15 protein-coding genes are annotated in these 21231 nt (G+C 58.6%); 7 read left to right on the top strand and 8 right to left on the bottom strand.

What is annotated here, in order from left to right; translation table 11 throughout:
- Window positions 1-385: 385 nt before the first annotated feature.
- Window positions 386-1408 carry a zinc-dependent alcohol dehydrogenase family protein gene (locus tag VD17_RS14245; RefSeq protein ID WP_046054353.1) on the bottom strand — a complete coding sequence of 341 codons (1023 nt, stop codon included), beginning with the start codon at window positions 1406-1408 and terminating at the stop codon, window positions 386-388.
- Window positions 1409-1676: 268 nt separating this feature from the next.
- Between VD17_RS14245 and VD17_RS14240 the strand changes: the two genes are divergently transcribed.
- Window positions 1677-2594, top strand: a complete 918-nt coding sequence (locus tag VD17_RS14240) for a LysR family transcriptional regulator (protein WP_008156370.1) — start codon at window positions 1677-1679, stop codon at window positions 2592-2594.
- A gap of 195 nt (window positions 2595-2789) precedes the next feature.
- Here VD17_RS14240 and VD17_RS14235 read toward each other — a convergent pair whose 3' ends face one another.
- The 4 genes from VD17_RS14235 to VD17_RS14220 are packed head-to-tail and all read right to left on the bottom strand — an operon-like array spanning window position 2790 to window position 6785.
- Window positions 2790-3878: an ABC transporter ATP-binding protein gene (locus VD17_RS14235; protein WP_046054352.1), complete on the bottom strand. Its 1089-nt coding sequence runs from the start codon at window positions 3876-3878 to the stop codon at window positions 2790-2792.
- A 32-nt stretch (window positions 3879-3910) separates the two neighbouring features.
- Window positions 3911-4708 (bottom strand): ABC transporter permease, encoded by a 798-nt coding sequence (locus tag VD17_RS14230; protein WP_046054351.1) that lies wholly within the window; start codon window positions 4706-4708, stop codon window positions 3911-3913.
- Window positions 4705-5634, bottom strand: a complete 930-nt coding sequence (locus tag VD17_RS14225) for an ABC transporter permease (protein WP_046054350.1) — start codon at window positions 5632-5634, stop codon at window positions 4705-4707. Before VD17_RS14225 ends, VD17_RS14230 begins: the two co-directional genes overlap by 4 nt.
- A gap of 23 nt (window positions 5635-5657) precedes the next feature.
- Window positions 5658-6785, bottom strand: a complete 1128-nt coding sequence (locus VD17_RS14220) for an extracellular solute-binding protein (RefSeq protein ID WP_046054349.1) — start codon at window positions 6783-6785, stop codon at window positions 5658-5660.
- Window positions 6786-7204: 419 nt separating this feature from the next.
- Here VD17_RS14220 and VD17_RS14215 point away from each other — a divergent pair, with 419 nt between their 5' ends.
- The 3 genes from VD17_RS14215 to VD17_RS14205 all read left to right on the top strand — a co-directional run bounded on the left by VD17_RS14215 (window position 7205) and on the right by VD17_RS14205 (window position 10719).
- A complete protein-coding gene (locus tag VD17_RS14215) occupies window positions 7205-7987 on the top strand; it encodes a creatininase (RefSeq protein ID WP_046054348.1) in 783 nt (260 codons plus the stop codon).
- A 71-nt stretch (window positions 7988-8058) separates the two neighbouring features.
- Entirely contained in the window at window positions 8059-9438 is a 1380-nt protein-coding gene (gene gabP / locus VD17_RS14210; protein ID WP_046054347.1) for a GABA permease, read from the top strand.
- Between the two features lie 264 nt (window positions 9439-9702).
- Window positions 9703-10719 carry a GlxA family transcriptional regulator gene (locus VD17_RS14205; RefSeq protein WP_046054357.1) on the top strand — a complete coding sequence of 339 codons (1017 nt, stop codon included), beginning with the start codon at window positions 9703-9705 and terminating at the stop codon, window positions 10717-10719.
- A 136-nt stretch (window positions 10720-10855) separates the two neighbouring features.
- Here VD17_RS14205 and VD17_RS14200 read toward each other — a convergent pair whose 3' ends face one another.
- The 3 genes from VD17_RS14200 to VD17_RS14190 all read right to left on the bottom strand — a co-directional run bounded on the left by VD17_RS14200 (window position 10856) and on the right by VD17_RS14190 (window position 14844).
- The gene (locus VD17_RS14200) at window positions 10856-12196 is read right to left on the bottom strand and encodes an MFS transporter (RefSeq protein ID WP_046054346.1); all 1341 of its coding nucleotides are present in this window, start codon (window positions 12194-12196) and stop codon (window positions 10856-10858) included.
- Between the two features lie 224 nt (window positions 12197-12420).
- On the bottom strand, window positions 12421-13632 hold the full coding sequence (locus tag VD17_RS14195; RefSeq protein ID WP_033054978.1) for a M24 family metallopeptidase: 1212 nt from the start codon (window positions 13630-13632) through the stop codon (window positions 12421-12423).
- A gap of 246 nt (window positions 13633-13878) precedes the next feature.
- Entirely contained in the window at window positions 13879-14844 is a 966-nt protein-coding gene (locus tag VD17_RS14190; RefSeq protein WP_046054345.1) for a GlxA family transcriptional regulator, read from the bottom strand.
- A gap of 433 nt (window positions 14845-15277) precedes the next feature.
- Between VD17_RS14190 and mexE the strand changes: the two genes are divergently transcribed.
- From mexE to VD17_RS14175, 3 genes are read left to right on the top strand one after another with little or no spacing between them, the layout of a single operon-like run.
- Complete coding sequence (gene mexE, locus VD17_RS14185; RefSeq protein ID WP_033054979.1) at window positions 15278-16531, top strand: multidrug efflux RND transporter periplasmic adaptor subunit MexE; 1254 nt, start codon at window positions 15278-15280, stop codon at window positions 16529-16531.
- A 12-nt stretch (window positions 16532-16543) separates the two neighbouring features.
- On the top strand, window positions 16544-19726 hold the full coding sequence (locus VD17_RS14180) for an efflux RND transporter permease subunit (protein WP_046054344.1): 3183 nt from the start codon (window positions 16544-16546) through the stop codon (window positions 19724-19726).
- Entirely contained in the window at window positions 19723-21144 is a 1422-nt protein-coding gene (locus VD17_RS14175) for an efflux transporter outer membrane subunit (protein WP_046054343.1), read from the top strand. The genes VD17_RS14180 and VD17_RS14175 overlap by 4 nt, the downstream gene beginning before the upstream one ends.
- Window positions 21145-21231: the final 87 nt, after the last annotated feature.

The raw sequence follows: 21231 nt of genomic DNA, 5'->3' as shown, positions 1-21231 counted from the left end.
AACGGCCTCTTGCGGATGCGAGCGACATCCTAGGAAATGTCCGACAGCGTCCCACAGACAATTAGCACAAGAAATAGAGAAAGAAGTCACCCATGTTTTTTTGGCAACTGCGCAGCGACGAACTATTGGTCGGATATGTATTAACAGTGTGTATTGAAAAGTATCAAGCCGATACCCAGCCATGACTCATTCCTTGAGATGAAAGTAATCATTCAATTATCAAGGCTTATATGATGATTAGAAGATACAGATTGAGAGCAAAAACCAGTTCAGTTGCTGAACTGACCCTTTGACGGGGCAATGGGACGTCTCGTTTTGGCAGGTGCTGAAAACAGAAGAGTCCGTGAGGGCACGGACTCTTGCATAGGGAGCTTACATGAAGGGCTTATGCAGGTTCGACCTGGAGGGCGACCCGCTCGCGGCATGGGCATTCGTCCATGTAGCGGTGTGCTTCGACAAACTCGGAAAACGGGAAGACCCGAGTCTTGAGCGGCAACAGCACGCGGTCCGCCGTCATCTGGTTGATGTCACGCAAGGCGCGTTGCAGTGCGACCTGGTCCTGGATGATGCCCAGTTCCGGCTTGCCGGTGAAGTTGCCGATGCAGTGCACAAAGAACTGGATGTTCTTCTGGAACGCTGCGCAGGCCGGGAATGGCGTCTGGTTGCCACCTTGCAGGCCATACAGCACCAGGCTGCCGCGAGGTGCGAGCACATCGCCAAGCAACGACATCTGTGGACCGCCGAGACCGTCGAACACGACGTCTACGCCGCGATTGTCAGTGATCTTGTTGATCCGCATCAGCAGATCTTCTTCCTCGGTGACGATGACTTTCTCGGCACCCAGCGACAGCAGGTATTCACGTTCGTCAGCTGTCTTGGTGGCGGCGATCACCCGTACACCCAAGGCCTTGCCCAGCTGTACAAAGGACGGACCTGCACAGTGACTGGCGTCGGTGACCAAGGCGAACTGCCCAGGCTTGACCCGTGCCAGGTCGGCATAAGCGAAGTAAGCAATCAACAACGGCGTGTAATGCACCGCCGCTTCGATCGGGCTGAGCACGTCCGGGTAACGGGTGAGTGCCGAGCGCGGCAGAACGATCTGTTCGCCGTAGACCGGATAATCGTTGGGGCTTTCAGCCGGGAAGCTGGCGACCTTGTCGCCGACTGACAGATCATCGACGCCTTCGCCGACCGCCGTCACGACGCCGGACATTTCATGGCCAAGGCCTGAAGGCAGACGAGCGTGGGACGAGGCCAGGTTCTGGCGCCAGAGAATGTCGTACCAGCTGATGCCAATTGCCTCGACACGCACCTGCACTTCGCCCGGCGCAGGGAGAGCGGCCGCATGCTCTTCGCATTTGAGCACCTCGGCTGGACCAAACTTGTGAAAACGGATCGTGCGGGACATCGCAAACCTCGTCAAAGAAACCTCTAATGCCCTGAACTCTATCTGGGCTTTCTACCCAAGACTATCAGTGGCTATTAATAGTCGACATGCCTGTCATTGATTCCGCAGCGCCGGCGACATCGTCAAATGCCGTGAAAACCGAAGCAGCCTTTTCAGGAAAACTGAATTACTCGGTGCAGAGTAGCAGCCTTTCCCCTTAATATTCATGCCGGCCATTGTTCTCATATGGCCGCTCTCGTCAAGCTTGATGACTCTGCCAGGACTCCAGATGAATCGTAATGACCTGCGTCGTGTCGACCTGAACCTGTTGATCGTTTTCGAAACATTGATGCACGAACGCAGTGTGACCCGCGCTGCGGAGAAATTGTTCCTCGGCCAGCCGGCCATCAGTGCGGCACTCTCGCGCCTGCGCGGGCTGTTCGATGATCCGTTGTTCGTGCGTACCGGTCGCAGCATGGAACCGTCCGCCCGGGCGGTGGAAATCTTCGCCCTGCTCTCTCCGGCACTGGATTCTATTTCCACCGCGGTCAGCCGTGCGGCGGAGTTCGACCCGGCCACCAGTACCGCGGTGTTTCGCATCGGCCTGTCGGACGATGTCGAGTTCGCGTTGCTGCCGATGCTGCTCAAGCGCCTGCGCGCCGAATCTCCGGGGATCGTGCTGGTGGTGCGTCGGGCCAACTACATCCTGATGCCGAGCCTGCTGGCCTCGGGCGAAATTTCCATCGGCGTCAGCTACACCGCCGACCTGCCGGCCAACGCCAAGCGCAAAGTACTGCGCCGCAGCATGCCGAAGCTGTTGCGGGCCGACACGGTGCCGGGGCCGTTGAGCCTGGATGATTTCTGCGCACGGCCTCATGCGCTGGTGTCGTTCGCCGGCGACCTGAGCGGCTTTATAGATGAAGAGCTGGAAAAGCTCGGACGCAAACGACATGTGGTGCTCGCGGTGCCGCAGTTCAACGGACTCAGCACGCTTATCAGCGGGACTGATATCGTCGCGACCGTGCCGGATTACACCGCTGAAGCGTTGACGGCGGCCGGCGGTGTGCGGGCTGAAGACCCGCCGTTGCCGGTGCGCAGTTTTGAATTGCACATGGCCTGGCGCGGGTCGCAGGATAATGATCCGGGCGAGCGTTGGTTAAGGTCGCGGATTCAGATGTTCTTTGGGGATCCCGATAGCCTGGCATAAAGAGCTATCCGAATGGCCTCGCGAGCCCTGCATCCGGGATTGAGCGGTCGCTCAAAGGCTACCGCCGTCCGTGATGCCGGCCATGCGTATAAAAAGCGCAGATTTTACCTCGCTTTTCTCAGGCTGAACCGTGGCTTGTAGCTCAAGCCACGGTTCAGCCGCATGCCCGATTGGCGACAGCCTGGTGACCGATCCTCAGTCGCCGCGCAGAATCAGCGCATGTGCATCGTCCCACTCAGCGAAGATTTCTTGGCCACAGTGCGTACTAAGCAGACTGTAATCGGCATGCGGTTTCTGGACCTGCAGCTCGAGTCCGCCGCTGGCTTCGAGGTAAATGTTTACCATCGAACCGATGAATTCTTCACCGACCACTGTGCAGGCCAGCCGGTTGCGCCGCACAGGTTTCGCGGTCAGGTCGATATGCTCGGCGCTGATGCAGACAGCGACGCGCTCGCCGGGGGCGACCGACTTCCCCTTCGGCAGCCGTGCCAGGAATCCGCCTTGGTCCGAATCGAGACGGACCAATCCCCCATGATCGAAGCCGACGACCGTGCCGCACAGAATGTTTTTGCCGCCAACAAACTCCGCGACGAAGCGGTTGTGTGGTTCCAGGAAAACCTCCTGCGGCGAGCCAATCTGTTCAACCCGGCCCTGACTCATGATCACCACGCGATCGGCCATCGCAAAGGCTTCGGACTGACTGTGGGTGACGTAGACGAAGGTGATGCCAAGGTCTTTCTGCAGCCCGGTCAGCACGCCTTGCATGCGTACGCTCAAATGCGCATCGAGCGCGCTCAGCGGCTCGTCCAGTAGCAGGATCGGCGGTTCGGTGACCAGCGAACGAGCAAGCGCCACGCGTTGGCGCTGACCACCGGAGAGCAGACTGATATCACGAGTGGCGAAGTCCTGCAGTCCAAGCCGCTCAAGCCAGAGCAGCGCTTTCTTGCGGCGCTCAGCCTTGGCCATGCCCCTCATTCGCAAACCGAACTCGACATTCTCCAGCACGTTGAGAAACGGGAACAACGCCAGGTTTTGCCAGACCAGCGGCGTTTCCCGCTCCCAGGAGCTGAGGTCGTTGATGCGCTCACCATTGAGTCGAATTTCGCCCTCGCTAGGTTTATCGAGGCCAGCCAGCATGCGCAGCGTTGTGGTCTTGCCGCAGCCACTCGACCCCATGATCGCGACGAACTCGCCTTTGTAAATTTCCAGGTTCATACGCTCGACGGCCTGGTAGCTGCCGAAATGCTTGACCACGTTGTCGAAAACCACCAGCGGTTGAGTCATGGCTTCATCCTCGGAAGATTGTCAGGGTGGTATCAGGCGCTCGCGGGCTTGCGCCGCCGCATCAATAGAAGTTGCGCGAGGATCACCAGGGTCATGGTCGTTATGAAGACGATCGTGCCGATCGCGTTGATGGTCGGGCTCACTTGCCCTTGCAACGTGTTGAGGACGCGCACGGGCACCGTCTCGTTAAGCCCCGACACGAACCAGGCGACGGCGAATTCATCGAAGGACACGGCCATGGTCACAAACAGCGCGGCGAACAGGCTTGGCGCGGTGAATGGCAGGATCACATACCTCATGGCTTTCCACTGACTGGCACCCAGGTTCCAGGCCGCGGCCTCGATGTTGGGGTCCATCTGCGCCAGACGCATCCTGATCACCGCCATCGCGAAAGGCGCGCACATCACGATGTGGCTGATCATCACCGCGTAGATTTCGCCGGAAAGTCCGACCCGCGACAGAAAAGCCAGCATCGCCAGCCCCATGATCACCACTGGGATGGTGGGCGGCAGCATCGCGAGCGCCATGTACATCGACTTGCCGAAGAACTGGTAGCGAAAGTCGGTGTAGGCCGCGGTGAAGCCAAGCAGAGTCGAGACCAGCGAAACGACCACACCCACCATGAGACTGTTCTTGAATGCCTGCCAGACTGCCGGGTCGGCGGCGATCGTTTCGTACCAGTGCAGGCTGAATCCACCCAGTGGCAAGGACGGGAAACGGTCAATATTGAACGAGAACACGAAGCTGCCGGCAATGGGCGTAAAGATGAACATGAACACCAGCACGACAAAGCTGCGCAGCAGGAAATTAATCAAGCGATGCTCGTTCATGCGTGCCTCCGGTAAGCGAATCGAACCGCGCCAAAAGCCGCGATGAGCAGCGTTACGATCATCATCGTGGCGATCACCGCCGCGCGCGGCCATTGCTGCCCGGACTTGGTGGTGTCAGTGATCAGCGTGCTCAAGGTCGGTGGCTGCCCCCCGCCCAGGTAGAGCGGGCTGACGAAGTCACCGAAGGTCAGGATGAAGCAGAACAGTGCCGCAACGACAATGCCGATTCGCGCCGACGGAATCACCACCAGCCACACCGTTCGCAACCTTGCGCAGCCGAGGTTGTGCGCAGCCTCGATCAACGAGCGATCGATGTACATCAGGCTGAACAGTTGCAGCAACACCACCAGTGGCAGGCACAGCGTGAAGTAGCCGACGTAGGTGCCGAACGTGGTGTTCAGCATCGCAAACGGCTCCAGCCCGATCAGGCCAAGCGCGGCGTTGAAAATGCCGTTATCGCTAAGGAACACCTGCCACGAATAGGTTCGTACCAGGTAACTGGTGAAGAACGGCGTGATCAGCAGCAACACCAGCAACTGCTTTGTCGACTCGCGAAACTTGAAGGCAATCGCGTAGGCGCAGGGGAATGCCACCAGGCTGACCAGTACGGTGGCGCCCGCCGCCATTGCCAGGGTATGCACATAGGCGTCCCAAAAGAAGCCGCGGCTGAGCATGTAGCTCCAATTCAGCCATTCGAACGTCGGCACCATTCGAAAATTGCGCACCACCCAGAAGCTGATCGCCACCAAAAATGCCAGCGGGAATAAAAAGAAGATCAACTGCCAGATCAGGATCGGCATCGAGAAACTGAGGCCGTACCAGGGCATGCGGAAAACCTTCTTGCCAGCGCTCTGACGCATCGACCTCTCGGCAACAGCGTTATCGGTGAGTACCGGCGGCGAAACCTTTAATTTGTCTGACAGCATTGCGACCACCTCCACGCGTCTCGTCAAGCACCCTTGTATTGCGACCAGAAGTCGTTCCACTCCTCCAGGCTCTGCTGGATCGGGAGCTCGCGGTACTTGATGCGGCCATCGCGGATGTCATCCATGACGTTGCGCTGACCGAGCACCATGCCTTGGCGCTTCGCTTCGGCGGGATCGGTCTGGTTCAGCAGCTCCCAGCCTTTTTTGCTGGGGATGAGCGCTGGATAGGCGGCCATCCTCGCCGACTTGACCTGGCCTTGCGGTGAGGTGATGTATTGGATGAACTTCTTCGCCAGGTCCGGGCTATGCGCTTTTCTGGCGATGCAGTAGGACTCCGTCCATTGCAAACCACCCTCCTGTGGCAGCACGGTTTTTACCGGCGCACCGGCGCGCTGCAAGACGCCGGTAATCCAGTCGCCGATGCCGCACATGGCATGGATCTGACCGTTTTTCAGTGAAGAAAAGGTTCCGCCGTAATCGAAGAACCCCCCAATCTGCGGGCGCAGGCTCATCATTTTCTGCTGGACGGTTTGCCAGTGCGCCGCGTCGATGTCGTAAGGACGCGCGTTGCCACTGAACAGACTGACCTGCCCAAGGTTCGGCAGGTGCCAGTCGAAATGCCCGACCTTGCCCTTGAGGCTTGGGTCCCAGAACAGGTCATAGCTGCGAACTTTGGCTTCGGGAACAAGCTGGGTGTTGTAGGCGATGCCCAGAAACCCAAAGCGAATCAGCACCGAATAGAGCTTGTCACCCTGCCAGTGACCGGGAAAATGCTGGAACTCCGGGTAGAAGTCATCGAAGGGGTAGTCAGCGGGGTCGAGTTGTTCGATGTATTCGGCGGCGTTGAGTTGCTGAACATATTCGGCGTCGGACAGGATCAGATCGAAGGTGCCGGGCGGGGATTGCGCGATCAGCCCCAGCATGTTGTCCCCACCGGTGTAGTACTTGGCCCGGACCTTGACCCCGTATTGGCGTTCGAAATCGGCGACGATGTCCGGCTCGGCGTGTCCGGCCCATGCCAGGATGACCAGTTCTTTTTCCGCTGCGGCAAAGCTTCTCAAGGGAAGGACACTGGAAAGTGCCGCCGAGCCTGCCAGGATGCTGGTGGTCTTGAGAAATGTACGGCGTGAAAGGTCGATGCGATTTGTCATTGTTGTCTCTCCCGGGTAATGGAAAGTGCCTCTGTCCGTTTCATCCTTTTGCATTGCCTCCTGCTGCCGCTGCCAACCCCAAGCATCAATGGCTGGCTGGCTGGATGCATTGCAGCAGATCGCCATCACCCTTTTTTGTACGCGCCCGACCCGGACTTTGTCAGATCCGACCCCTGCGCCTTCTCACCCGAAAGCGGCGATTGCCAGTCCGATAACCGGACAGAAACGTCAAACCACAGGGTGTTTTGTCAATTACGGGTCGGATTTAGACAAATCGGCGCTCTCCCCCTCTGATCGAATTGTTCTACGCGCCACCTGTGATTTCTGCCATCCGAAAGGGCTGGTCAGACACCAGGCAAACGCCCCCATCCAACGGTGAGCAGTCACCAAGCGGTCAATCACTTTCAGAGGGTGTGTAGATGAACAACAGCGTGGTTATTGGAGAGCTCACGTGGCCGGAGTATGCCGAGAAGGTCGCTACAGGCTGCCCGATCTTTCTGCCAGTGGGCGCACTCGAACAGCATGGCCATCACCTGTGCATGGAGGTCGATGTTCTACTGCCGACTGCGATATGCAAGGCGGTCGCGCAAAATGTCAGCGGCCTGGTTCTGCCTGCGATCGCCTATGGCTACAAGTCCCAGCAGAAATCAGGAGGCGGCAACCACTTTCCCGGAACGACCAGTCTCGATGGCGCCACGCTGACCCACACCGTGCAGGACATCATCAGAGAACTGGCGCGCCACGGCGCCCGCAAACTGGTGATGATGAACGGTCACTACGAAAACTCGATGTTCATTGTCGAGGGCATTGACCTTGCGCTGCGGGAACTTCGTTACGGTGGCATCAATGACTTCAAAGTCGTGGTGCTGTCCTATTGGGACTTCGTCAACGATCCGGGCGTCATCGAAAAGCTGTATCCCGATGGATTCCTCGGCTGGGACATCGAACATGGCGGCATTTTCGAAACATCCCTGATGCTGGCGCTTCACCCCGACAAGGTCGACCTGAGTCGCGCCGTCGATCACCCGCCAGCGACCTTCCCGCCTTACGACGTATTCCCCATCATCCCGGCGCGTACTCCGGCCTGCGGAACACTGTCATCCCCTAAAGGTTCCAGTCGCGAGAAAGGCGAGTTGATTCTTGAAGTGTGTGTCTCAGGCATCAGCGCCGCCGTACGAGAGGCTTTCGATTTAGAGACATAACGAGCACAAGGACGCGCCAAAACAACAACCCGCCGTTAACCCTCCAAAGCATAATAAAAAGGGTAAGTCTCATGTCCAGCAGCTCAACTCTGGCCCCAGGCCTCAAACAACGTCACGTCACCATGTTGTCCATTGCCGGTGCCATCGGTGCCGGCCTGTTCATCGGCTCGGGACACGCCATCGCGTCTGCGGGACCGGCCGCCATTCTGGCGTACATTTTTTCCGGCACCCTGGTGGTGCTGGTCATGCGCATGCTGGGAGAAATGGCCGTCGCATCGCCTGATACAGGCTCATTTTCGACCTATGCCGAGCGGGCGATGGGACGTAGTGCCGGCTTTACCATTGGCTGGTTGTACTGGTGGTTCTGGGTGCTGGTCATTCCCATCGAAGCCATTGCTGCTGCTGCGATTTTGCACGCCTGGTTTCCCTCGATACCCACCTGGGAGTTCGCGATCGCCGTAACCGGCCTGCTGACATTGACCAACCTGTTCAGTGTCGCTCGTTACGGCGAGTTCGAATTCTGGTTTGCCATGCTCAAAGTGATTGCGGTACTAGGCTTTATCGCGCTTGGCGCGCTTGCCCTGGCCGGCGTATTACCTGATACGAGCGTCAGTGGCGTCGTCCAGTTGAGTAAAGAGTTTGGTGGTTTCATGCCCAATGGCATGACCGCTGTTGTCGGTGCGATGCTCACCACGGTGTTCAGCTTCATGGGCACGGAAATCGTCACCATTGCAGCGGCAGAATCGCGCAACCCCTCCAAACAGATCACCCGCGCGACCAACTCTGTCGTCTGGCGCATGGGGATTTTCTACATCGTCTCGGTGTTCCTCATCATCTCCATCGTGCCCTGGAACGACCCGATGCTGATGCAAGTTGGCTCTTATCAGAGAGCGCTTGAGTTGATGAATATTCCACACGCGAAAATGATTGTAGATATCGTCGTCCTGATCGCTGTCGCCAGTTGCCTTAACTCAGCTATTTATACGGCGTCACGCATGGTCTTTTCACTGAGCAAGCGCGGGGATGGCCCCCGAATCCTGCAAAAGACTTCATCTTCAGGGGTGCCCTACATTGCCGTGCTGGCCAGTACAGCGGTTGGCTTCCTGACCACGGCACTGAATTATTTTGCCCCCGACGAAGTGTTCTCCTTCCTCCTGGCCAGCTCAGGCGCTGTCGCACTGCTGGTCTACCTGGCCATTGCTGTTTCTCAACTGGTACTTCGCAAAAAGATGAATGTTTCAGGGCAGCCGATCGTCTTCAAGATGTGGTTTTACCCTTGGCTCAGCTACCTGGTTATCTTCTGCATCTTGAGCATTTTGATTGTCATGCTGATTTTGCCCGAGCACCGCATGGAAGTGATCGCCACGGGGGCGCTCACGCTGTCCATTGTCTGTATGAGCGCCATTTTCAATGCCAGGAAGGGCACCGTGCGCAAAGCCGAACTGGCGTGACCTCAATCCTCGACGCTCCATTTACATACCGCGCCAACGATTAACCGTTCACCTCTTTCCGGCCCGCTTCCCACGATGAGCGGGCCGGTTTTTTTTACCCTTCTTCTCCTCCTTCTTCCTCCTCCGACAAGCCTATTGATCCGGGACACGGTGTAATATCCGCATACCCGCAAGCAGGGTTAACAATCATAAAAACGAGATGATGTTGCCGAGTCGGCGGCTTGCCGAAGAGCGCGTCACTTTTGCAGTTGAGGAGCGGTAATGATGGCGAAACTCCAAGTGGCGAAACCCGCTGCCGGACGTTCGGCTAATGAACAACGACCGGTAAAAACCGTGGGTTTTCTGGTCATCCCCAACTTCACCACCATCGGCTTCGCCTCCGCCGTAGAAACCTTGCGCATGGCCAATATGGCAGCGCGCAAACCGATGTTCCGCACGGTGATCATCGCCGCCAGCCTGGAGCCGGTCACCGCCAGCAATGGCATGCGCATCCTGCCCGACTACACCATCAACGACGCACCCAAGCTCGACATTCTGTTCGTTGTCGGCTCCAACCCGATCGTTTCCAACCACAGCAGCCGACCGTTGCTCAATTGGCTACGCAAGCTGGCACATGATCAGGTGCCGCTGGGCGGGATTTGCACGGGCAGTCATTTGTTGGCACGGGCCGATTTGCTCAAGGGCTATCGCTGCACGATTCACTGGGAAGACATCGAAGCGCTGAAGGAGCGTTTCCCGGGGATCATCATTTCCAACCAGCTGTTCGAGCTGGATCGGGACCGCTACACCTGTTCCGGTGGCGTGGCGTCCATGGACATGACACTGCAATTGATTGCCCGTGAACCCGGTGGTCGGGACATCGCAGCCCATGCGGCCGAGTTGTTGCTGTGTGATCGAGTGCGGGGCGCGCAGGAGCAACAGCGGGTGCCATTGCGGCAAAAACTGGGGACATCCCAACCCAAGCTCAGTCAGATGGTGGCGATCATGGAGGCCAACCTCGAAGAGCCGGTGGGTCTTGAGGAGCTCGCGCGGTTGAACGAGGTGTCGGTGCGGCAACTGGAACGGCTGTTTCACAAACACCTGCAGCGCACGCCCAGCCAGTACTACCTGGAGCTGCGCCTTTCACGGGCTCGACAGTTACTGCTGCGCAGCGAGTCGCAGGTACGCGACGTCGCCCTCGCCTGCGGGTTTGTTTCGCCGGCGCATTTCTCCAAGTGCTACAGCCGTTTCTTCGGCATATCGCCCATTGGTGAGCGCAAGCAAGTGGCGGCGGTGCATTGAGTGCTGGTATTGAACATTGATGTTAGCTGGACTGGCCTCTTCGCGAGCAAGCCCGCCCCCACATTAAGCCGCGTCCTCCTGGACAACTCGGCCAACTGTGGGAGCGAGCCTGCTCGCGAAGAGGCCGTGGGGTTGCCTAGTCCTGCAATGCCTTATGCGCCGTTTCCCGGCTCGCCAGCAAGGCAACCAACGCCACCGCCGCTGCAGCCAACAAATACCAGGCCGGGGCCATTTTGTTGCCGGTCAGCTGGATCAACCAGGTCGCAATAAACGGCGCAGTGCCACCGAACACGGCATTGGCGATGTTGAAGCTGAAGGCAAAGCCACTGAAGCGTACGCGGGTGGGGAATATCTCGGCGAGGAAGCACGGCAAGGTGCCGTCGTTCATCGCCAGGATGGCGCCGAAGGCAATCTGGATCATCAAGATCACGATCAGCGGCTGGTTCTCCAGCATGCCGAACAGTGGAAAAGTCAGCGCCAGGAACAGCACCGAAGCGGTCAGCAACATGGTCTTGCGGCCGAACCGGTCCGACAGCTTGCCCATCAGGAAAATCAGGCCGATGTAGGTCGCCAGCGACACCGTCGACGCCAGGAACGAATCACTCTCGCTCATGCCCATTTCGGTCGACAGATACGTCGGCATGTAGCTGAGAAGCAAGTAAAACGCCACGGCGTTCAGGCAGGTCACGCCAATCCCGATCAATACGCTACGCCGATGTACGGTCAGCAATTCGCGAACAGGTGCGTGGGTCGCGCACTCCTTCGCTTCCAGGCGCTTTTCCATCTCCAGAAACTTGGGTGTGTCTTGCAAACTCATGCGGATGTAGCGCCCCACCAGCCCGAACGGCGCTGCCAGCAAAAAGGGCAAGCGCCAGCCCCAACTGTGCAGGTCTTCGACACTCATCCACGCATGCAACCCCGCCACGAACACCGCGCCAAACAGCAGACCGGCCGCCGTGCTCGCCGGGACAATGCTGGTGTACAAACCGCGTTTACCCTCGGGGGCGTACTCGGCGAGAAAGGCCGATGCCCCGGCGTATTCACCCGAAGCCGAGAAGCCCTGGCACAAGCGAATCAGCAGCAACAACGCCGGTGCCCACAGGCCAATGTGGTGGTAAGTCGGCAGGATGCCGATGCAAAAGGTCGAGATCGACATGATCAGGATCGACCAGGACAACGCACTGCGCCGCCCGTACTTGTCACCGAAGTGCCCCCAGACCAAGCCCCCTAAAGGGCGAACGATAAACGACAGCGCGAACACCGCGAAGGTCGCCAGCAACGCGCTTGCCTTGTCGGTTTGCGGGAAAAACGTCAGGGCGATGACGGTGGCCAGATAGCCGTAGGCCGCATAGTCGAACCACTCGACGAAGTTGCCCATGAAGCTGGCACTGGCAGCGCGCCGCAAGGCTTTGCGCTCGGCGGTCTGTTCAAGTTTTTGCGCCAGGGTCGGCGTCAGGCTTGCACTTTGAGTGCTCATTGGGCACCTCCGGTGTTAGAGGTATGGCGATCAGGAAAAAGCGTCGGGACGTAGTACATGACAAAACCCTCTATTGTTTTACTTGGCAGGGTTAAGGCTCGTTAGATGCTGCGCGCTCTTGGGTGCGCATGCGTCGTTTTTTCCGGTTTATCTAAACCACCGGGAAGATTTTCCCCACTCATCAACGTAAAACGCCGCACAGGTTCACTGTGCGGCGCAAAGTCTTACTTCTTGATGATGTTGTGTTCCGGGCCGTACGGGAACTTGGTGATGTTCTCCCCGCCCTGTTCATTGACGATCAATATGTCGTGTTCACGATAACCGCCGGCCCCCGGAAGGCCTTCGGGCAACATGATCATCGGCTCAATGGACACCACCATTCCTGGCTCCAGTACCGTGTCGATGTCTTCGCGCAGTTCCAGTCCGGCTTCACGGCCGTAGTAATGGCTCAGCGTACCGAATGAGTGACCGTAGCCGAAGGTACGGTATTGCAGCAGATCGTGTTCCAGGAAAATCTCGTTCAATTGCTGGGCGATATCACAGCAGCGCATGCCCGGCTTGATCAGTTTCAGACCGGCCTCGTGCACTTTGACGTTCACTTCCCACAAACGCAGATGCTCATCGGAACAGTGATCCAGGAACAGGGTACGTTCCAGTGCGGTGTAGTAACCGGCAATCATCGGGAAGCAATTGAGGCTGAGAATGTCGCCCTTGTTGACCTTGCGCGACGTCACCGGGTTATGGGCGCCGTCGGTGTTGATGCCGGACTGGAACCAGGTCCAGGTGTCCATCAGTTCGGAGTCAGGGAACGTCCGGGCAATCTCGCGGACCATGGCTTGGGTGGCGTGCAGGGCCACTTCGTATTCTGGAACCTGATCACGCAAGGCTTCGACGATGGCAGCGCCGCCAATGTCCGCCACGCGTGCACCGTGACGGATGATCGCGTGTTCTTCGGCGGACTTGATCATGCGCATACGCATGCAGGGCGCGGCGATATCCACCAGCTCGGCCTGCGGATAACGACTGGCAAGCTTGTCGCGGTTGAGCAAATTCAGATGGTCGAACTCAATACCGATACGCCCGGCCTTGGGTAACGCTTGCTGGATCGCAACGAAATAGTTATCACGCTGCCAGTCGGTGTAGACAATATTTTCAGTGCCCATGGTGCGGCGCCATGGTTGACCGCCATCGATGTTGGCGCTGATGGTCACGGCACTGTCCTGGGTCACGACCAATGCATACTGGCGACCGAACGAGCAGTAGAGAAAATCGCTGTAGTAATTGATGTTGTGATAGGACGTGAAGACGGCCGCGTCGATATTGTTCTGCGCCAGGTACGCCCGTAATTTGGCCTGGCGATTGGCATATTCTTGCGCCGAGAACGTCGGTGCCACTTTTTCGCCGTTCTTGATCTGGATGGTTTTCGGCATTTGCATATCATTTATCCTTGTCAGTGATTGATCGACGGGAAGCGCCACTCTGGCGGGCCGCTGAAGATCATTCGAACAGATGCAAGGTGAGTTTTTTTGCGCGAATCCGACCTGTAGTTGACCAGATCCGCTCTTTGCCAACGTGGCCCAAAAGGCCATACGCCAGAAACGACAATGCCCCCGGCAAGCGCAGTGAAAGCCGCTTGGCGGAGGCATTGGCATTGGCACAGTGAATTGAGGTTTGACGGCCTCTCAGGACCTCGTCGCGGGCTGATCCGCTTCCACATGATCGCGCGCGTGCGCACCAAAGTATTGACGGTAGCAACGGAAAAAGTGCTGCAGTGAAACAAATCCGCATTGTTGCGCGATATCTTTCATTGGCCGTTTAGTGGTCTGCAGTAGCTGACGTGCCTGTTGCAAGCGCAAGTCCAGATAATGCCGCGACGGCGAACAACCCAGGTTGCGTTTGAACAGCCGCTCTAGATGCCGGCGGGAAATGCCCATGGATTCGGCCAGTTCGTCGATAGCCAATGTGCGAGTCAGGTGCTCATTCATCAACGCCAGCGTCGCCTGAAGTTTTGCTGGCGCGTTGTGCACCGATTGCAGTGGCCGGGCCTGACGGGTTGCGTGCTTTTCCATACGCAGCACCAGGCCGCGACCGTGGGACCGGGCCAGCAGTTCGTGCATTAACCCTTGGACGGCCTGCGGGCCGACGCATGTCAGACGCTGGCGGTCGACACAGAAGGGTGCGGCCACCGGGCTCAAATCGCTGGAAGTCGAAAACGACAGCGACGGATCGGGTTCAGGCAGGCTGCAACGGAAACCGTCCAGCGCGCCAGTCTGCGCCAGCAGCCAACCGGCCTTGCCTAATGCGCCCAGGCCCACCGGCTGTGCAGCCCAGTAGTGCAACTGCTGGCGCACTGCTGGAGACTCCGCCTGAGCGTGCGGGTTGTCGCCACCACAGAGGATCAACACGTCCAGGGGTTGTACCTGATCCAGTCGGGTGGTGGCGGTGGCAATGCCGTTGCTGGCGTTCAGATCGCGACCTTCCAGGCTGAGAATCTGCCATTGGCAGACGCTACGTCCAGCCATCTGGTTGGCCAGGCGCAAAGGTTCCAGCGCATTGGCCAGAGCATAAAAATCAAAGTCTTCCAGCAACCAGAAGCCGATGCGCAGGGTCGGCGGTTGTTGCCGGCAAGATTCAGTCAGTGTCAGCATGTACCGCTCTCCTGTTGCTCAGGGTGGCTCCGTCCCCAATCGAGTTCACGGCCAGCCCGCCACGGGAGGTTTCTTTATGTTTGTCATGCATGTCGGCGCGCCGATTCGAGGCTCTCAGGAACGAATTGTCGGCGTCGGGGATCAGCCGCAAGTGTCAGAAATCGACCCCAAAATGTTCGTCGCTGCCACTTGAGGTCAACACGAGGCCACAGGCATTGGTGCGGCCGTGGCCCCGGCCTGGACTTTTGCAGTCCAGGCAACACTGAATTGTCATCAATCCAATTGATAGCCGCCTAACGAAAGGTGCACGCTAGAGAGCTTGGCTGGCGCTTATATCATTCCGAATGATAGTTACCTTTGCCTCATTCGATTCGTGCGATACAACCTCGCCGAGCATCATCCGTCCATTCTCAATACATTGGCGGATGCATCCATGGAACAATCACTCAAACATTTACGCTTCCCGTTGGCCCTGTTGGCCGTACTGGTGATGAGCGCCTGCGGCAAGACTCCGGACACGGCCGCCACTATGCCCGCAGCCAAGGTCAGCGTGGCCAAAGTGCTGGAACAGCCGGTTAACGAGTGGGACGAATTCACCGGGCGCCTCGAAGCGCCGGAAACCGTAGAAATACGTCCACGGGTCTCTGGTCAGATCGATGAAGTGGCCTTCACTGAAGGCGCTTTGGTCAAGAAAGGCGACCTGCTGTTCCAGATCGACCCGCGTCCATTCCAGGCCGAGGTTCGCCGCCTCGAAGCCCTGGTTGCCCAGTCCCGTGCCAACGCCACCCGCAGCGAAAACGAATCCCAGCGTGGCGAACGTCTGCGCACCAGCAATGCGATCTCCGCCGAGCTGGCCGATTCGCGCACCAGCGCTGCTCAAGAAGCCCGTGCCGCCGTCGGTGCCCTCCAGGCACAACTGGACCTGGCCAAACTGAACCTGAGCTTCACCCGTGTCACTGCACCGATCAGTGGCCGCGTCAGCCGCGCGGAAATCACCGCCGGCAACCTGGTGACCGCCGACACCACCGCACTGACCAGTGTGGTGTCCACTGACAAGGTCTACGCCTACTTCGACGCCGACGAGCGTGTGTTCCTCAAATACACACAGCTCGCTCGCCAGGGCAAACGCGGTGCTACCACCCCGGTTTACCTCGGTCTTTCCAACGAAGACGGCAACCCACACCAGGGCGTGATGAACTTCGTCGACAACCAGGTCAACCCGAAAACCGGCACCATCCGCGGTCGTGCCGTGTTCGACAACAGCGACGGCGCCTACACCCCAGGCCTGTATGCCCGCCTGAAACTGGTCGGCAGCGGCACCTATTCCGCCGTGCTGATCAACGATGAAGCGGTCGGTACCGATCTGGGTAAAAAGTTCGTGCTGGTGATGGATGCCGACAACAAGACGGTTTACCGCTCGGTCGAGCTGGGTCCGAAGATCGAAGGTTTGCGCATCGTGCGCAGCGGCCTGAGCAAGGACGACACCGTCATCGTCAAGGGTCTGCAACGGGTTCGCCCTGGTTCGCCGGTCACGCCAGAAGTGATCCCGATGGCCAGTGAACAAACCCTCGCGGCACTCGCACAACAACGACAAGCGCTGGAAGCCAGCAACCTGCCCCAAGTCGCACCTGCCAAGGTCGCGCCGGGTTCGGTTGTGAAACTGGCTGCTGCGACACCACGCGGTTAAGGGATCTCTACGATGAATTTTTCCCAATTCTTCATTTCACGGCCGATCTTTGCAGCGGTACTTTCGCTGCTGATCCTGATCGCCGGCGCCATCTCGCTGTTCCAGCTGCCGATCAGCGAATACCCGGAAGTGGTTCCTCCGACCGTTGTGGTTCGTGCGAACTTCCCGGGTGCCAACCCTAAAGTCATCGGTGAAACCGTGGCCGCTCCACTGGAGCAAGCCATCACCGGCGTCGAGAACATGCTGTACATGTCCTCGCAGTCCACCGCTGACGGCAAGATCACCCTGACCATTACCTTTGCGCTGGGCACTGACCTGGACAACGCACAGGTACAGGTGCAGAACCGCGTGACCCGGACCGAGCCGAAGCTTCCAGAAGAAGTGACGCGCATCGGTATCACCGTGGACAAGGCTTCGCCCGACCTGACCATGGTTGTGCACTTGACCTCGCCGGACAAACGCTACGACATGCTCTACCTGTCCAACTACGCCTTGCTCAACATCAAGGATGAGCTGGCGCGTCTGGGCGGTGTCGGTGACGTGCAGCTTTTCGGCATGGGCGATTACTCGCTACGTGTCTGGCTCGATCCGAACAAGACCGCTTCGCGCAACCTGACCGCCACCGATGTCGTGACTGCGATCCGTGAGCAGAACCGTCAGGTGGCCGCCGGTGCACTGGGTGCGCCACCCGCGCCGAATGCCACCGCGTTCCAGCTGTCGGTCAACACCCAAGGCCGTCTGGTTTCTGAAGAAGAGTTCGAGAACATCATCATTCGCTCCGGCGAAAACGGTGAAATCACTCGCCTGAAAGACATCGCTCGCATTGAGTTGGGTTCCAGCCAATACGCGTTGCGTTCGCTGCTGAACAACCAACCGGCGGTGGCGATCCCGATCTTCCAGCGCCCTGGTTCCAACGCGATCGAAATCTCCAACGAAGTGCGCGACAAGATGGCGGAGCTGAAAAAGAGCTTCCCGGAAGGCATGGACTTCAGCATCGTCTATGACCCGACGATCTTCGTGCGCGGCTCCATCGAGGCGGTGGTTCACACCCTCTTCGAAGCGCTGATCCTCGTTGTTCTGGTGGTGATCCTGTTCCTGCAAACCTGGCGCGCCTCGATCATTCCATTGGTGGCGGTGCCGGTTTCGCTGATCGGTACGTTTGCCGTGATGCACCTGTTCGGCTTCTCGCTGAACGCCCTGTCATTGTTTGGCCTGGTATTGGCCATCGGTATCGTGGTGGATGACGCCATCGTGGTGGTGGAGAACGTCGAACGGAACATCGGACTGGGGCTCACCCCGGTCGAGGCGACAAAGCGTGCGATGCGTGAAGTGACCGGTCCGATCATCGCAACGGCGCTGGTGCTGTGTGCGGTGTTTATCCCGGCGGCCTTCATCTCCGGGTTGACCGGCCAGTTCTACAAGCAGTTCGCCCTGACCATTGCGATCTCGACCGTGATCTCGGCGTTCAACTCGCTGACCCTGTCGCCAGCGCTGGCTGCGGTATTGCTCAAAAGCCATGACGCGCCGAAGGACCGTTTCTCCAAGGTTCTCGACAAGATCTTCGGTGGCTGGCTGTTCCGTCCGTTCAACCGCTTCTTTGACAAGGCCAGCCACGGTTATGTCGGCACGGTAGGCCGGGTTATCCGCAGCAGCGGCATTGCCCTGCTGTTGTACGCAGGCCTGATGGTGCTGACGTTCTTCGGTTTCTCCAGCACCCCGACCGGTTTCGTCCCCGGCCAGGACAAGCAATACCTGGTGGCCTTCGCGCAACTGCCGGACGCTTCGAGCCTGGACCGTACCGAAGACGTGATCAAACGCATGTCCGACCTGGCCCTGAAACAGCCTGGTGTGGAAAGTGCGGTGGCCTTCCCGGGCCTGTCGATCAACGGTTTTACCAACAGTCCTAACGCCGGCATCGTGTTCGTCACCTTGAAACCGTTCGACGAACGTAAAGACCCGAGCATGTCCGCCGGTGCAATTGCCGGTGCATTGAACGGCCAGTTCGCCGGGATTCAGGAAGCCTACATGGCGATCTTCCCGCCGCCGCCGGTACAAGGTCTGGGCACCATCGGTGGTTTCCGCCTGCAAATCGAAGACCGGGGCAACCTGGGCTACGACGAGCTGTACAAAGAAACCATGAACATCATCACCAAGAGCCACAACGTGCCGGAACTGGCCGCCCTGTTCACCAGCTACACCGTGAACGTGCCGCAGGTCGATGCCGCTATCGACCGGGAAAAAGCCAAGACCCACGGCGTGGCGGTCAGCGACATCTTCGACACCCTGCAGATCTATCTGGGTTCGCTGTATGCCAACGACTTCAACCGCTTTGGTCGTACCTATCAGGTCAACGTTCAGGCTGAACAACAGTTCCGTCTCGAACCGGACCAGATCGGTCAGCTGAAAGTGCGCAACAACAAAGGCGAGATGATCCCGCTGGCGACCTTCATCAAGGTCAGCGACACCTCGGGCCCGGACCGCGTGATGCACTACAACGGCTTTATCACCGCTGAGATCAACGGTGCAGCAGCCCCCGGCTACAGCTCCGGCCAGGCCGAAAAAGCCATCGAGAAACTGCTCAAGGAAGAACTTCCGAACGGCATGACCTACGAATGGACCGACCTGACCTACCAACAGATTCTGTCCGGTAACACCGCACTGTTTGTGTTCCCGCTCTGCGTACTGCTGGCGTTCCTGGTACTCGCGGCACAGTACGAAAGCTGGAGCCTGCCACTGGCGGTGATCCTGATCGTACCGATGACCTTGCTGTCGGCCATCACCGGTGTGATTGCTTCGGGAGGCGACAACAACATCTTCACTCAGATCGGCTTGATCGTACTGGTGGGGCTTGCCTGTAAGAACGCGATTCTGATCGTCGAGTTTGCCAAGGACAAACAGCAGGACGAAGGCCTCAGCCCGCTCGCCGCGGTACTGGAAGCTTGCCGCCTGCGTCTGCGGCCGATCCTGATGACGTCCTTCGCGTTCATCATGGGTGTTGTGCCTCTGGTCTTCTCCAGCGGTGCCGGTGCCGAAATGCGTCATGCCATGGGTGTGGCGGTGTTCTCGGGGATGCTCGGGGTGACCTTCTTCGGTCTGTTGCTGACGCCAGTGTTCTACGTATTGATTCGTAACTTTGTGGAGCGCGGTGAAAAGCGCAAAGCGGCCAAGGCCCTGAAACTGGAGGCGCAACAATGAGCCTGAAAGCCTTCCTGCCGAGCCTTCTGGTACTGGCCCTGAGTGCCTGTGCCGTCGGCCCGGACTACAAGACCCCAGCCACTGAGCCGGCCAACATCACCACCGCCACCGATGGCAGCGCCGGTCAGAAGAACTTCGACCGCTCGCGTTTCGAAGGCATCTGGTGGCAGCAGTTCGAAGATCCGACCCTCAACCAGTTGGTGACTCAATCGCTGCAAGGCAACCGTGATTTGCGCGTAGCCTTCGCTCGCTGGAAAGCGGCCCGGGCCATTCGCGATGACGTCAGCAATGACGCCATGCCAACCATCACCAGCCGGGTCAGCAGTGACCTGGCCAAGGGTCAGATTCCGGGCCAGACCACCAAACGGGTCAATAGCGAACGCTACGACCTGGGCCTGGACATGGCGTGGGAGATCGACCTGTTTGGCCGTATCCAGCGCAACCTGGAATCTGCCGACGCCGAACAGCAAGCGCTCGAAGCCGATCTGTACCAACTGCAAGTCTCGATGATTGCTGAACTGGTGGATGCCTACGGACAACTGCGCGGTGCGCAGCTGCGGGAAAAGATCGCCCTGGCCAACCTGAACAACCAGCAAGAATCGAGCAAGATCACCGTCAGCCTGCGTGATGCCGGCGTCGGTGATCAGCTCGATGTGGTTCGCGCCGATGCACGTCTGGCGTCCGTCGAAGCCAGCGTGCCGCAATTGCAGGCCGAACAGGTTCGACAGAAAAACCGCATCGCCACCCTGTTGGGTGAACGTCCGGACAAGCTGACCGTCGACCTGAGTCCAAAAGACTTGCCGGCGATCGCCAAGGCCCTGCCGATCGGTGATCCGGGTGAACTGCTGCAACGTCGCCCGGACATTCTCAGCGCCGAACGCAAACTGGCTTCTGCCACTGCCCGTATCGGCGTGGCCAAGGCTGATTTGTTCCCTCGGGTCAGCCTCAGCGGTTTCCTTGGTTTCACCGCCGGGCGCGGTTCACAAATCGGTTCCTCGGCGGCCAACGCCTGGGCACTGGGCCCAAGCATTACCTGGGCGGCGTTCGACCTTGGCAGCGTGCGCGCCCGGATACGTGGTGCCGATGCTGATGCCGAAGGCGCCTTGGCGACCTACGAGCAGCAAGTACTGCTGGCGTTGGAAGAGTCGGAAAACGCCTTTAGCGACTATGGCAAACGTCAACAGCGCTTGATCTCGCTGATTCGTCAGAGCGAATCCAGTCGCGCCGCGGCCGACCTCGCCCAAATTCGCTACCGCGAAGGCACAGCGGACTTCCTCGTCCTGCTCGACGCCCAGCGTGAGCGCCTGGCGGCTGAAGACACTCAGGCCCAGGCCGAAGTCGATCTGTATCGCGGCATTGTCGCGATTTACAAAGCCTTGGGCGGTGGCTGGCAACCAGAGACGGTCGCCAGCAAGTAAAGTTTTAACGAGCTCCTTTGGTTGGTAGCAACCAACCAATTCATTTGCCCTGCGCCTCATTCGGTCGCGGGGCTTTTTTTTGGTTCT

It is taken from the genome of Pseudomonas fluorescens (assembly GCF_000968015.1).
GTDB lineage: Bacteria > Pseudomonadota > Gammaproteobacteria > Pseudomonadales > Pseudomonadaceae > Aquipseudomonas > Aquipseudomonas fluorescens_W.
This window is presented reverse-complemented; position numbering and strand designations above follow the sequence as displayed.

Coding starts and splice junctions, on each gene's coding strand:
- VD17_RS14245 (WP_046054353.1), bottom strand. CDS start 1,408: ATGTCCCGCACGATCCGTTTTCACAAGTTTGGTCCAGCCGAGGTGCTC.
- VD17_RS14240 (WP_008156370.1), top strand. CDS start 1,677: ATGAATCGTAATGACCTGCGTCGTGTCGACCTGAACCTGTTGATCGTT.
- VD17_RS14235 (WP_046054352.1), bottom strand. CDS start 3,878: ATGACTCAACCGCTGGTGGTTTTCGACAACGTGGTCAAGCATTTCGGC.
- VD17_RS14230 (WP_046054351.1), bottom strand. CDS start 4,708: ATGAACGAGCATCGCTTGATTAATTTCCTGCTGCGCAGCTTTGTCGTG.
- VD17_RS14225 (WP_046054350.1), bottom strand. CDS start 5,634: ATGCTGTCAGACAAATTAAAGGTTTCGCCGCCGGTACTCACCGATAAC.
- VD17_RS14220 (WP_046054349.1), bottom strand. CDS start 6,785: ATGACAAATCGCATCGACCTTTCACGCCGTACATTTCTCAAGACCACC.
- VD17_RS14215 (WP_046054348.1), top strand. CDS start 7,205: ATGAACAACAGCGTGGTTATTGGAGAGCTCACGTGGCCGGAGTATGCC.
- gabP (WP_046054347.1), top strand. CDS start 8,059: ATGTCCAGCAGCTCAACTCTGGCCCCAGGCCTCAAACAACGTCACGTC.
- VD17_RS14205 (WP_046054357.1), top strand. CDS start 9,703: ATGGCGAAACTCCAAGTGGCGAAACCCGCTGCCGGACGTTCGGCTAAT.
- VD17_RS14200 (WP_046054346.1), bottom strand. CDS start 12,196: ATGAGCACTCAAAGTGCAAGCCTGACGCCGACCCTGGCGCAAAAACTT.
- VD17_RS14195 (WP_033054978.1), bottom strand. CDS start 13,632: ATGCAAATGCCGAAAACCATCCAGATCAAGAACGGCGAAAAAGTGGCA.
- VD17_RS14190 (WP_046054345.1), bottom strand. CDS start 14,844: ATGCTGACACTGACTGAATCTTGCCGGCAACAACCGCCGACCCTGCGC.
- mexE (WP_033054979.1), top strand. CDS start 15,278: ATGGAACAATCACTCAAACATTTACGCTTCCCGTTGGCCCTGTTGGCC.
- VD17_RS14180 (WP_046054344.1), top strand. CDS start 16,544: ATGAATTTTTCCCAATTCTTCATTTCACGGCCGATCTTTGCAGCGGTA.
- VD17_RS14175 (WP_046054343.1), top strand. CDS start 19,723: ATGAGCCTGAAAGCCTTCCTGCCGAGCCTTCTGGTACTGGCCCTGAGT.